A 13,577-nucleotide genomic window follows, 5' to 3' on the forward strand; every position below is an offset into this window, starting at 1 on the left:
GTAGTACAGTAATTTTTACACTATCAATCTTATTGGCAATTTTCTTTACAATAATTACCTTTAAGTTAAATATTTCTATTACTTCTCCCTGATTTGGGATTCTAGCAATTTTATGGATTATTAATCCTGCGATAGTGTTTGCATCCTCATCTGATAAATTCCAATCAAGTTCTCGATTAATATCCCTAATAGTCGTAGTTCCTTTTATAATGAACTCGGTATTAGACTTCTTGATAATTTCATTATTAAGCCTATCATGTTCATCGGTAATAGGTCCTACGATTTCTTCTATAACATCTTCAAGAGTAATAATACCTAGCAGAGTACCATACTCATCTACAACACAAGCAAAATGATTATTACGCTCTCTAAAGGCATGTAACTGGTCTACTACGAGTGCATTCTCAGGGATAAACCAAGGCGGAGTTAAAAGTTTATTAATATCAATTTTTTTTGCATCATTATTGTTTTCGTATAATGCTTTAAGCAAATCTTTTAAATTAAGAATACCTATTATATTGTCTCTATTATCTTGCCATAAAGGTATACGTGTATGAGATCCTGATAATAAAGTTTTAATTATTACTTCATGAGGTAGGTCGATATTAAGAGCTATAATACTACTTCTATGAGTCATAATTTCCGATACCGTCATATTGCGTATATCTAAGATCCCGCCAAGCATATTACGATCGGATTTATAAACTCCGCCTTCTTGATGGTAATGCTCAATAACGCCTCTTACTTCTTCCGTTCCTGATATTTGAGGATTTAAATTAATACGAAATATGAAGCAAAATATTTTTGTAATGTAATCAAGAGCAATATTAATAGGTTTGAAAAGCTTTAAAAAGATTACGATAGTTGAAGCCATTTTTAATGCTAGTTGCTCAGGCTTAGCAACGGCTATTGCTTTCGGTACTACTTCAGCAAAAACAATAATTATAAAAGCCATAACGCCGGAAGCAACAATGGGTCCATTATCTCCGAGAAAGCTAATAAAGAGAGTAGTAGCAATAGTAGTGCAAATCGTATTGATTAAACTATTGCCTATTAGTAGAGTTCCTATGACTTTTTCTTTTTTCTTAAGAACCTCTAAAACTGTTTTAGCACACTTATTACCGGCTATTTTAAGCTTATGAATCTTCCCGGGTGAAGAAGCTGTAATAGCGGTTTCGGTAGCAGCAAATAAAGCAGATAAGGCGATCATTATTATAATAACGATCACAAGCATGGTAGTCATTCTTTGTTAAAATATAAATTAACTATAAGTAATTATATTAGGAATTATAGATTTTGCCTAATGTTTTTTTAATATACTCGATGAACTTCAAAAATTGGCTACGTTGTTCTATAAGGTCTGCGGTACTCACGTATTAAGTATACGCCGCGTTCCTCGCCTTATGAACTCCTTGCTCTTTTTGAAGTTGATCTTCGTATACCGCTTCTTCTCATAAGAGCATATTAACGTCTTATCGATGGATCATTTTTTCTTTGACTAACCATATTCTGAAATTTATTACTTGGTTGTTGGGGTGGAGTTGCCTTTGCTTGACTCATCACTTCCCTAGCTTGTTGTTTCTCTATAACGAGCTGTGCATGCTTCCCTCTTAACTCCGGTCCTTTATTCAAAGCTTCGCTTTCAGTAAGAATTGGCTGACCGTTAGCTTTTCTAATCATAGTTTCCACGGAATAAGGACCACAATCATAATTATTATCTTGCTGTTTGGTTTGTTCATCAAGAATAAGCGGAGGCGTTTTATTTCTAAATGCTTTATTTTTTAGTATATCATCTAATATACTACTTATAGGATGCCCGAAGGAATCATTAAAAGTTATAACAGTTTGATTATCTTCTTTACTATGAGTCATAAATAAATTACACCAATGTCCGGTACCCATCTCTACCGGTATCACTGCGCATTCTTTTCCATTTTCCTGTATATCTTTAGCGGCTCTATTTACAATATTTGTGACAGTTTCTGTGGTAGCTTCAACTGCCTTTAGCTTTTGTTGCTTTTTAAATTCATATATAACATCTAGATCTATTTCTTTCTTATTTATAAGCTCATCTAGAATTTGTTTTCTTTGCTGCACATCTGATACATCAATTAGCTTTTCTTTGGTTTCTTGAAGCTTCTGAAGCTTTTTATTTTTTTCTTCGCTCGTTGGTTCATTTTTAATTGTTTCAATTTCCTTTACAATTCCCCTCTTTTGTTCATCATAGAAATTATTTATAATTTTTTCTTCTCTTTCCTGAAGATCATGTAACATCGTATTTTTTACTTCTCCTTCTGGATAATCTGTAGTGTCATTTTTTTGTTGTTCAATTTCTTTTAAAACTTTATCATACCGATCTTGCTCTACAGAAAAATCAATCCTTTCTTTTGTAAGATCAATATCTTTTAAAGTTATAGCCGGTTGTATTGAAACTTTTTTGTCATCTAACGCTGCTGTCAAGATATTTACAATGTCATTCCCAGTATACCAATATTTAGGGTTTTTTATGTTATTGAGATCTTCTTGTGAAAGGTCATATTTAAAATCATTGATATTAAAATCATTACTTGGATTAATAGAAGCACTAGCAGCTCTCATCGCTTTATAGTCTTGTTCTGTCATATCAAATGGCTTATCTTCTTGCTTTTGACTTGAACCTATAACCGGAGAGTTTTTAGAGGTTTGTTGTTGCGGTTGATTTACAGGAGGTATAACAGCCGCCGATTGTGCTTGTGTTATTGCCGACTTCGATAATTGTTTTTCTGCCTTTATAGATTCCTCATACATTTGCTGTGGAATTCCTAGTTTTTCCATGGCTCTTGATCATTAATAGGAGCTTGCTGAGTAGGGGCAGCAACTACTTGCTGTTCTTGCGTTATTGTCGGTTTAGGTTTTGATTCCACTTGTGCGGTTGGAGCTATTGGATCTTGAGTTTTAGGCTCTTATTTTTTGCCGAATATTGCTTCTTTAAAACTAGTTAATGTATCTTTAAAATAGTTAAAAACTCTTCTAAAAAAACCTTGTGGTTGTGGTTGGTTTTCTTTTGGAGGTTCATACGGTTTTGTTTGTTCTGCTTGTATATCCGTAAGGTTATCTTTCATAACTTTCTCTGTATTGAAATTAAAGTCAATAGGATTTACCTCAGCTTTACCTAAATCTTTTTGGAATTGTGTTGATATTTGCGATACATACTTTGTTAGGTTCTGAGCTGCGTTGCTGGTATCTTTTAGAATTTCATTAATTTCGAGTTTTAGTCCGTAAATTTGGTCTTCAGAGGTAATACCGAATTTAGCAGTTATAAGGTTTGTTGCTTCGTCTGCGGAAATAGGCCAAGTTTCTATTATTACTCTGCCACCTTGATTTTTAGCATTTTTTATTATTTTATCTAATTTTGCTTTATCAGGTATTGTATCAGAGAGCAAGTGGTCAATTTTACGATCATATACAAGGTTATTAAAAACAGATGCTACTAAACTTATATCCTTAATTGCAGTAGTTTTATCTTTTGCTACTATACCATCAGCTATAGCTAAATTTTGATCTGCTTCATTTGTAAAAAAAACATGATAAACTTTTTCCATAATTTGCTTCCAGTAAGCTTCTAGTTCAGGATTTTGAGCTAATGAATTATATTGATCAAAAGTAATAGTAGTTTTTATATTTAAATTTTGTGAATTAATTAAATCTTGTACCTGAAAAATGGGTCTTACATTATTATTATTAAGCTGAATGTTAAAAATCGGTGTTTTGCCCGCTTCGTGGGATTTTTCTAAGATCTCCGAAAAAATACGTTCTTTATCGGGTATATGGGATTCTTTATTAACTTGAAGCTGGATAATAGGTAGTTTATTTTGAGTTTCCTCTAATATCTGATCTTTATTGCCAAGTAAAAGAGTAAATATAATAGGCTCAGCCATTACTAACCTTTATTAAAAAAATATTAGGTTCTATGAAAATTTCTAATTAATTTTCTATTTTGAGATATTTTTTAGCGAAAATTAATAAGATTTTTGAAGGAATAGTTATTCATATTTTAAAAAAATCTTATAATTTGCAGCAAAAAATAGCCAAAATTAAATCTTTTTAGAAATGTTCGCAGAAGCTATATATAATTATCAGAATTTTTGAGCTTTAAATCAAGCTATATTTAATAATCCGTGCTTTAGCTTATATAATTTATCCATTTTATGTGCTAACTCGTAGTTATGTGTTACCATAATAACGGCGGTATTTTGCTGCCTTGCTACTTTTAACAATAAATTAAATACTTCATTTGTGGTTTTGGGGTCTAAATTACCGGTTGGTTCATCTGCTAAAATAATTTTCGGCTTATTAATTAAGCTCCGAGCTATTGCGACTCGTTGCTGTTCGCCTCCTGATAATTCTCCGGGCATATTATAGAGTTTTCCTCCAAGTCCTAAACTTTCTAATATCTTTGTTGCATCCTCTATTGCTTCTTTTTGATCAAGACCGCTAATAAGCCTTGGCATAATAACATTTTCAAGGGCGGTAAAATCTTTAAGTAAGTGATGTTGCTGATAGATAAAACCTAAATAATGAAGACGAATTAGATGATTTTTCTTATACTCGCTATTTGGTATGATGACTTGACCGTTTGTAGGTTTATCAAGTAAGCCGGCAATATGTAGTAAAGTCGATTTGCCGCTACCTGAAGACCCTATTATAGCGATTAATTCACCTTCATTAACCGTTAAATTAAGATCATCGAGTACCCTAACAACAGTTTTGCCTTGGCTGTAATGTTTTGAGATATTTTTTAGAATGAGGGCTGTATTATTCATATCTTAGGGCATCCACGGGATTTAATTTTGAGGCTCTATAAGAAGGATAAATTGTCGCAAGAAAACACAATATTATAGATAAAGAGGTAATTAAAATAATATCCTCAGTTCTTACTTTTGAAGGTAAACTATAAAGAAAATAAATAGCTGCCTCGAAAATTTTAGTACCGGTTATACGCTCCAAATAATTTTTGATAGTTTGAATATTATAAGAGAAAGTAACACCAAGGATTACACCTAGTGTTGTGCCAAGCAATCCTATAAACATTCCGTTATAGATAAAAATAAGCATTATTTGCTTAGTACTTGCTCCCATAGTCCTAAGAATTGCAATATCTGAAGTTTTATCTTTAACGAGCATGAATAAGCTCGAAATAATATTAAATGCGGCGACCGTAATAATTAAAGATAGGATAGTAAACATAGCAGTACGCTCAACAGCAAGGGCACTTAAAAATTGTGAATTTAAGATTTGCCAATTAAATACGTATAGGTTTGGACTTAATAATGATTGTATTTTATATGAATATGCAAGAGCTTTATCGGGATCTAAACTATTAATTTCGATTAAATTAATATTGTCGCCAAGAGATAAGAAATTTTGTGCCGCGGTAAGCGGCATTAATATCGTTGTCAAATCATAATCATACATACCGCTATTGAAAATTGCGATAACTTTAAATTCTTTTGACCTTGGCATATTGCCAAAGGCGGTAGAAACTGAATTCGGTGAAATTAATCTAATCTTATCCCCAACAGTTACTCCTAAATTGCTTGCTAATTGTTCTCCGAGTGCTATTACGTTTTTGCCGTGAAAATTATCAAAACTACCAAAATTTACATTTTTAAAAATTTCATTTCTTAAACTTAGATCTTTTAATTTTATACCTTTAACAAGCACACCGCTATTATTACTTTTACCAAGAGCCAAAGCTTGGCCGTGAGCAATAAATGTTACATGTTTTACATAATCTTGTTTTAGGAGTTTAGCTTTAATCTCTTCATAGTTATCAATACTACCACCTTGCCGATTTATTACTATATCCCCATTTAACCCGATAATATTTTTAGTAAGCTCTATATGAAAACCGTTCATAACGGACATTACGACTATCAGTGTTGCAACGCCAATCATTACGCCAACTAAAGAAAAGGCAGAAATAATAGAAACAAACTTTTCATTTTTCTTAGCTCTAAAATATCTGAAAGCTATTTTGAAGATAAAATTGTTATTGATCATTTTTTTTGCTGTCATCCCGCGACTTGATCGCGGGATCTATAAAATTATTAGTATTATAAGCTGTTTTTTTGGATACCGTGGTCAAGCCACGGTATGACAGAGTGGAGTTTTCTACACTCTCTCAGAAATCTCAAAAACATTATCATATTTAAATAATTTAGGTAACGTTACTAGCCCAAATATCGTAACAATACATATAGTAATGCCAAGAGGGGCAAAAGTACCGTTATATAAAAAGCCTACTAATTGTAATCCAAATGCCGTTAGAATCAATCTAGCCGAAGTAAAAATAGCAGTCATACGAGCTTTACCATCGGGGATAGCTTCCAAAAGTAGAGGCCATAATATGTTAATCGGATATATTACACCAAGTGATAATAATAGCGTAACTATCGTTATGATTAAAGGATTATTAATATTATATATAATCAATATGCTATTTCCTACCAAGAATAGTATTATAAATATAACGCCAAAATAGAAGCAATTTTTAATACCGAATTTTTTAAAGCAATAACCGCTTGAAAAGCTCATAATGGAAAATAAAGCTGCCATTGATCCTTGGTAAAGTCCAAAATATTCTAAAGTTACGCCTAAATCTTGCATATATAAAATAGGTGCAATCCCGATAAATATCCAATATCCTTGAGCAAGAAACATCATTGTAAGTATATAATATATAGCTTTTCGCGATTTAAAAATAGGGATATATTCTTTTAAAGAAATACGTATTTTTTTGTTAACTTCTCTTTTTGGAATATAAAATATACCTAGAATTAAGCTAATTAAACCAAGTGCGAATAATAAAACAAAATTACCTCTCCATCCCCAAAATAAATTGACGTAACTGCCTAAAACTGGTGCAAAAGCCATAGAAAGTGTAATAGTGCCGTTTAAAATGCCCATTAATTTTTGCTGTTCTTGTACCGAATAAATATCAGCAAGCACGACATATACTAGCACTGCAACCGATGATATCCCGCATCCTTGCAAAAATCTTCCAAATAATATAGCTTCGTAATTATTTGCAAATACACAAAATAAACTACCAAGATTAAAAATCAGTAAACCAAGTATAATAATCGGTCTGCGTCCGTACCTATCTCCTAAATTACCGACTATAAGCGAAGTAATACAATAAGCAGTTAGATTTACACCGAGTAATAATTCTGTCATAAAAGTCGAAAGCTTGAATGTATCTTGTATTTCAGGGAAACTTGGAACGAATAAATCTATTTCCGCTCCGGCGAGTATTTCCATGATGATTACGGTAATAAGTAATTTCATAAGTAATTTGTTATTTTTAGGTTGTTTTAGTAAAGTATTGTTGCGTGGATCGATTTTTCCGTCATTGCGAGAAGAAACTGCAAGTTTCGACGAAACAATCCAGTAAAAAAAAATCTGTAAATCAGAATTTTTTTAATTATTTTTCTGGATTGCAGCAAAGCTTCGCTCCTCGCAATGACGATTCGGGTATCCATGCAACAACGCTTTTGCAGGAATGACATAGAAAGAGCCAAGTTATAACTTACAATAATTAGCGTATTATTGCACTAAAGAATAAATGGATATTTATACATGACACGATAACTGGAGGATTGAAAAGGAAGAGAAAGCAGAAGCTTTTACTGATATATGTTAAGAATAATTATTCCTAACATGCGGGACTATTAATAAAATTCTTTTTAATTATTAATTAAAATTATTTTGTTAACAGTCCCCTATCAATTTTAAAAATTAATTAAAATATTACTGATTAATTCCTAAAGCTTGTTTTTGAGCATCAGTAGTATTCTCCATTACCCACTTTTGAACATCAGGACTTAACATATTATACTGATCTGCTGTTAAGCTAGCAACCCAAGCCTGTTGGTCGTCGCTACTCATGGCTTGTATTTGGGTTGTTGTAACTGAAGCTGGGTCAGGCATTTGCATTGATGAAGCAAATACTGGGCTTGCGAAAGCTAGAATTAATAAAATCTTTAATAAATTTTTCATTTTGTAAACCTTTTTTGTTTTTGTAGTTATGATTATAACAAAGTCATAATAGCTTTCAAGCTAAATTATATTAAACATTTAAATTTTTTTATACCAAGGAACTTTTATTGTAACAAATATATCAATTATCTACTTTATTGTCATTCCTGTGAAGGTTTACTTGTGTGGGTCGGTGTATGTCATTCCCGCGTAGGCGGGAATCCAGTAACCTTTAATGTCATCCTAGCTAACTTGAACGCGGGATCTAGTCCTTTTTTAATTTTTTTATGGATACCGTGGTCAAGCCACGGTATGACAGTAAAAAAGTCTAGATTCCCGCCTACGCGGGAATGACATACTTCTTTTATACTGTTAGCTGTTCTCTACAAATATTGCAATAAATTTCTGAATTTTGTAATAAATTATTATGTGTTCCGCTAGCAGCTACTAGTCCTTTATCTATTACTAAAATACGGTCAGCTGATTCTATACTACTAATTCGATGGGCAATTGATATAATAATTTTTCCTTTCATCATTTTTCTTATAGCTGTTAATAATTTTTGTTCGCTCATCGTATCTAATGCACTCATTGCTTCGTCAAGAAGTAAGATTTGTGGTTTACGTAATAATGCTCTAGCAATAGCTACCCTTTGTTTTTGTCCTCCTGATAATCTAACGCCTTTTTCACCTATTTTAGCATTGATACCGTCATGAATTTTATCTGCAAATTCTGCGATTCCTGTAATTTCTATTACTTCTTCTATTTCATCATTGCTTGCTCCATCGTTACCAAATATAATATTTGATCTTATAGTACCAGAAAAAATACTAGCTTCTTGAGGTATATAAGCGATTAATTTACGGATTTCGATAGGATTTAAATAAGCTATATCTTGATTGTTAATAAGAATAGTGCCGCTTTCTTGCCGGTAAAAATGTAGTAATAGCTGAATTATGGTACTTTTTCCTGCGCCTGATCTACCTACAATCCCAATAAATTTATCGGCATTTATCTTGAAAGACATGTTGTTGATAATTCTTAAATTAGGTCTTGAATGATAGGAAAAATCTACATTTTTAAATTCTATCGAGATTGAGCCGGAATTATTTAATTCTAAATAATCATTATGTGTTATAGGCGACTTATCTATAATTGTAATTATTCGCTCAAGGGCTGTAACAGGTAAATGTATCTCGCTTAGTAGTTCAAAAATGCCGCCGCAGCTAATTCCGGCAATAATTGCATAATAAATAAACGATATAATTTGTCCTGCTGATAGATTACCTTTAACTATATCCAAGACTCCAATCCAAACGACTAAAGTAATTGCAAGAAATATAACGGATATTGAAATCGCGAAGAATAAAGCACGAATTTTTAAACGGGTTTTGCAGTATGTTAAATAACTTTGTAGTTTAGTGTCAAAATCGGTAATTTTATTTGCTTGATTGTTAAAAGCATAAATAGCTCTAATATTATTAAAAGTTTCATCAATATCTGATGCTAAAAGTGACTTAGATTCTAGAGCTTTTTTAGACAAAGCTTTAACATGCTTGCCGAATTTAATTAAAGGAATTAATAAGATAGGAATGGTAATAATTACTATAGAAGCAAGTTTAAAGCTTTCAAAAAACATTAATGTAATGCCGCCGATTAGCATCACCGAATTGCGAATAAAGAAAGATAAGAAATTAACAATGAGCGTAGATATTTGATCTATATCATTTGTTAAACGTGAAATTATATCGCCGATTTTTAATTCTTCAAATTCTTCAATTTCATAATTAATTAAATTACTATAGGCTTCTTTTTTTATTTGATTAACAGTTTTTTCGGCAACATTATTGATAAAATATGAACGGAAAAAACTGGCAATACTTAAGATAATAATTAATAAGGAAATATATAATATAGATTTATCAACCGATAAAATATGATCTTCAGCTAAACCTTTATCAACTAAATTTCTGAAAACACTACCGATTAGTAATAATGAAGCTGATACGCTAAGTAAAGAGATCATAACGATGATCAAGTCTTTTTTATAGAACCTTAGATATTTAGCCAGTCTATATAAAAGTTTGATATCCATAAGAAAAAATGTCATTGCGAGCGACTAAAAGGAGCGTGGCAATCTCAGGATGTTTGTACTAGATTGCCGCGTCGCTTCGCTCCTCGCAATGACAGCAACAAAACCAAAATATGGGGCGAGTGACGGGGTTCGAACCCGCGACCCTCAGGACCACAACCTGATGCTCTAACCAACTGAGCTACACCCGCCATAAATTAACAACGTAAATTTAGATTATCAGAAGGATTTAGTCAAGAATATTTAGGAGTAATAAGATTTATTTTTGGAAAATACGTTGTATATCGACTTACATCTCTTGTTAATAAGTCTATCTTTAATATACTCGCATGAGCACCAATAAAAAAATCCGGTAATATTGAATTTTTAATACCGCCATTCAATTTATATTTTTGAAAGGCTTTACCTGCTAAAAACAACGCCTCTGTAGACATAGGAATAAGTTTAAAAAAATTTTCAGTTATTGTAGCTTCTAACTCTTCTATCCTTTTGAACCCAATTGATATTTCAGTATAAATAATATCATTAATTATAAGTTCGTGAAATTGCGAAAGTAATTTAAGTTTGTTTGAAGACCACTCATACCAATTATTATCAAAAGTTATAATATCTAGTATTATATTGCTATCGACTAAAATCATGATCTAGTTAATTTCATTATTTCATCGGTAGACATGTTTGATGTACTCTTGCCTGATAATTGTTGTATTAATTTTATACCTCTTTGATTGGAATTTTTTTCTTTTTTAATAAAAACTCCATCTTTATGTAAAATGAAAGAAATTTCAGTGTTAGGCAGCATTCCTAATTTACTTCTGATATCAATAGGTATGGTAATTTGTCCCTTAGTAGATATTTTCATAATTATAAAATAATTTTATCATTAGAATTATAGTATACTAAAAGTAAGAAATTTACAAGTAAGATTTTTACTCTATATTCTTTAATTCTTGAATAATTTTTTTTGTTCATAATTTTATTTAATTGCAATATAATTATTTATATAGACAAACTGAATATACTAGATGAAAACCAATGATGAATTTGACGGCTTTACTATAGAGCTTTTTAAAGATATAGATGGGGATTGGTTGGCAAGATTTGAAGAGTTGCCGAATGTATCGGCTTTTGGAAATTCACCTGAAAAAGCATTGCAAGAATTACAAGAAGCGTGGGCTTTAATGAAAGAAAGTTATATAAGTCATAATCAATCTATTCCCCTAGCACCGGCTAGGAAAGAATATAGTGGGCAGTTTAATGTTAGAGTAGACAAGCGTATACATCGAGCTTTGGTACTGGAAGCACTTAGGGCAAAAATTAGCTTAAATGCTTTAGTATCTCAAAAATTAACTTTATCGGTAAACAATGAAAAAAGCAGTTATTTTAGTTAGCGGTGGAGCTGATTCTGCCACGGTTCTTGCAATAGCCCAAAAAATGGGTTATGAAATCTATGCTATGAGTTTTAACTATGGGCAGCGTAACAATGCAGAACTTCGGAGAGTTAAGGAGTTAGTTATAGAATATAACATTAAGCAGCATAAGATTATTGATATAGATTTACGGGCTTTTGGTGGTTCTGCTTTAACCGATGATAATATAGATGTTCCGCATTACCATAATACAAACGAACTACCTGAAGATGTACCGGTTACATACGTACCTGCTCGTAATACGATATTTTTAAGTTATGCACTAGGATATGCAGAAGTAATAGGAGCAAAAGACATTTTTATAGGTGTACATACTAGTGATTCGGCAAATTATCCTGATTGTCGCCCTGAATATATTAAGTCTTTTGAAGCAATGGCAAATTTAGCAACTAATATAGGGGTGCATGGAGAAAAAATTACCATTCATACGCCTTTAATTGATATGACTAAAGAGCAAATAATTAAAACAGGGCTTGAGCTTGGAGTTAACTACAAAAATACAATTTCATGTTACGACCCTACGGAAGATGATTTATCTTGCGGTAATTGCCTTGCTTGCATGATAAGGCTTGATGCTTTTAAAAAGAATAATGTACAAGATCCGATTAAGTATGTATGATAAATAGAGAATATTTATATGCTCCTTTTCCTGTTATCGACCTAAATGATATAGTTTTACGAGAGTTAGTTGAAGAGGATGTGCAGGATTATTTTAATTATATGAGTAAGTCGGAAATGGCTATTTATATAACTGATAGTAATAGACCTAAAGACTTAGAAGAGGCTCAAAGCGAAGTACGTTATTGGTCTAGTTTATATAAAAATCATAGAAGTTTTTATTGGGGGATTGCTCTTAAAGACGATAATAAATTAATAGGTACTGCGGGTTTTAATATAATAAATCTAGAACATCATAGAGCAGAAATAAGCTATGATCTAGATCCTAATTTTTGGGGGCAAGGTATAATGTTAAAATCTATAAAAAATATCTTGAAATTTGCTGATTATATAGGCATTGTAAGAGTCCAAGCAACAGTTATTACAGATAATTCTCGTTCGATTAATCTTCTTGAGAGATGTGGTTTCGTTAGGGAGGGAATCCTTAAAAAATACGAAATAGTTGCAAATGAGCATAAAGATTACTATATGTGTGCAAGAGTAGTATAGGATGTTGTCGACTCCTAATTGTCATACCGTGGCTTGACCACGGTATCTAGAAAAAAATAAAATAAAGACTGGACCCCGTGGTCAAGCCACGGGGTGACAGTGCTGATACAATAAGAATTGTTAAAATAAACGTAAAAAAAGAAAATTAATGGTAGTAGAAGTTAATAAAAAAGAATTAGTTTGCTCGTTTTGCGGTAAAAAACAGCATGAAGTAAAAAAACTAATAGCAGGTCCTGCAGTATTTATTTGTGATGAATGTATAGATTTATGCATGGATATTATGAAAGAAGAAAGTAAAGTTGCCTTAAAGCAAATTACTTCTTCAATTCCAACGCCGCAAAAAATATGTGGAATTCTAAACGATTACGTAGTTGGACAAGATCAAGCGAAAAAGATTTTGGCAGTAGCGGTATATAACCATTATAAAAGACTTGAATATGTACAATCCGGCAATAATGAGGTTGAACTTAATAAGTCGAATATCTTACTGATCGGTCCTACCGGTTCAGGAAAAACTTTACTTGCTCAAACGCTTGCTAAAATTTTAGACGTACCTTTTACTATGGCAGACGCTACTTCTTTAACGGAAGCCGGTTATGTTGGTGAAGATGTTGAAAATATTTTACTACGTTTATTAATAGCAGCAGAGTTTAATATAGCAAAAGCACAAAAAGGTATAATTTATATTGACGAGGTTGATAAAATTGCCCGTAAATCGGAAAACCCTTCTATTACTAGAGATGTATCAGGAGAAGGAGTGCAACAAGCACTACTTAAAATTATGGAAGGAACAGTTGCTTCCGTGCCTCCTCAAGGCGGTAGGAAACACCCACAACAGGATTTTGTTCAACTAGATACTTCAAATATTT

General features: G+C 32.0%; 13 protein-coding genes, 1 tRNA gene and 1 pseudogene. 4 read left to right on the top strand and 11 right to left on the bottom strand.

The annotated features are described in order from the left end of the window. The 11 genes and pseudogenes from AC1Z7D_RS02900 to AC1Z7D_RS02950 all read right to left on the bottom strand — a co-directional run. Positions 1 to 1,243: HlyC/CorC family transporter (locus tag AC1Z7D_RS02900; protein WP_482601798.1), on the bottom strand; the 1,243-nt coding region annotated here is incomplete at its 3' end. A 221-nt stretch (positions 1,244 to 1,464) separates the two neighbouring features. Beyond that, on the bottom strand, positions 1,465 to 2,622 hold the full coding sequence (locus AC1Z7D_RS02905) for a Ulp1 family isopeptidase (protein WP_482601822.1): 1,158 nt from the start codon (positions 2,620 to 2,622) through the stop codon (positions 1,465 to 1,467). Between the two features lie 59 nt (positions 2,623 to 2,681). Continuing rightward, positions 2,682 to 3,917: pseudogene (locus AC1Z7D_RS02910) on the bottom strand (Ulp1 family isopeptidase); the annotation flags it as partial. A 219-nt stretch (positions 3,918 to 4,136) separates the two neighbouring features. Further along, positions 4,137 to 4,802, bottom strand: a complete 666-nt coding sequence (locus tag AC1Z7D_RS02915; protein ID WP_482601800.1) for an ABC transporter ATP-binding protein — start codon at positions 4,800 to 4,802, stop codon at positions 4,137 to 4,139. After that, entirely contained in the window at positions 4,795 to 6,042 is a 1,248-nt protein-coding gene (locus tag AC1Z7D_RS02920) for a lipoprotein-releasing ABC transporter permease subunit (protein ID WP_482601802.1), read from the bottom strand. Before AC1Z7D_RS02920 ends, AC1Z7D_RS02915 begins: the two co-directional genes overlap by 8 nt. Before the next feature lie 111 nt (positions 6,043 to 6,153). Beyond that, the gene (locus AC1Z7D_RS02925) at positions 6,154 to 7,329 is read right to left on the bottom strand and encodes a multidrug effflux MFS transporter (protein ID WP_482601804.1); all 1,176 of its coding nucleotides are present in this window, start codon (positions 7,327 to 7,329) and stop codon (positions 6,154 to 6,156) included. Between the two features lie 462 nt (positions 7,330 to 7,791). Further along, positions 7,792 to 8,040 (bottom strand): DUF2673 domain-containing protein, encoded by a 249-nt coding sequence (locus tag AC1Z7D_RS02930; protein WP_482601806.1) that lies wholly within the window; start codon positions 8,038 to 8,040, stop codon positions 7,792 to 7,794. A 343-nt stretch (positions 8,041 to 8,383) separates the two neighbouring features. Continuing rightward, complete coding sequence (locus AC1Z7D_RS02935) at positions 8,384 to 10,114, bottom strand: ABC transporter ATP-binding protein (protein ID WP_482601808.1); 1,731 nt, start codon at positions 10,112 to 10,114, stop codon at positions 8,384 to 8,386. A 111-nt stretch (positions 10,115 to 10,225) separates the two neighbouring features. Then, positions 10,226 to 10,302 (bottom strand) — tRNA-His (locus AC1Z7D_RS02940). 42 nt (positions 10,303 to 10,344) lie between these two features. Then, positions 10,345 to 10,752, bottom strand: a complete 408-nt coding sequence (locus tag AC1Z7D_RS02945) for a type II toxin-antitoxin system VapC family toxin (protein WP_482601810.1) — start codon at positions 10,750 to 10,752, stop codon at positions 10,345 to 10,347. Then, a complete protein-coding gene (locus tag AC1Z7D_RS02950) occupies positions 10,749 to 10,973 on the bottom strand; it encodes an AbrB/MazE/SpoVT family DNA-binding domain-containing protein (RefSeq protein WP_482601812.1) in 225 nt (74 codons plus the stop codon). The genes AC1Z7D_RS02945 and AC1Z7D_RS02950 overlap by 4 nt, the downstream gene beginning before the upstream one ends. Positions 10,974 to 11,136: 163 nt before the next feature. Between AC1Z7D_RS02950 and AC1Z7D_RS02955 the strand changes: the two genes are divergently transcribed. The 4 genes from AC1Z7D_RS02955 to clpX all read left to right on the top strand — a co-directional run. Beyond that, on the top strand, positions 11,137 to 11,502 hold the full coding sequence (locus tag AC1Z7D_RS02955; protein ID WP_482601814.1) for a toxin-antitoxin system HicB family antitoxin: 366 nt from the start codon (positions 11,137 to 11,139) through the stop codon (positions 11,500 to 11,502). Then, positions 11,477 to 12,160 carry a 7-cyano-7-deazaguanine synthase QueC gene (queC, locus tag AC1Z7D_RS02960; RefSeq protein WP_482601816.1) on the top strand — a complete coding sequence of 228 codons (684 nt, stop codon included), beginning with the start codon at positions 11,477 to 11,479 and terminating at the stop codon, positions 12,158 to 12,160. Before AC1Z7D_RS02955 ends, queC begins: the two co-directional genes overlap by 26 nt. Further along, positions 12,157 to 12,708: a GNAT family N-acetyltransferase gene (locus tag AC1Z7D_RS02965; protein ID WP_482601818.1), complete on the top strand. Its 552-nt coding sequence runs from the start codon at positions 12,157 to 12,159 to the stop codon at positions 12,706 to 12,708. Before queC ends, AC1Z7D_RS02965 begins: the two co-directional genes overlap by 4 nt. Positions 12,709 to 12,856: 148 nt before the next feature. Beyond that, positions 12,857 to 13,577: ATP-dependent Clp protease ATP-binding subunit ClpX (gene clpX, locus AC1Z7D_RS02970; protein WP_482601820.1), on the top strand; the 721-nt coding region annotated here is incomplete at its 3' end.

Source organism: Rickettsia sp. (assembly GCF_965035265.1).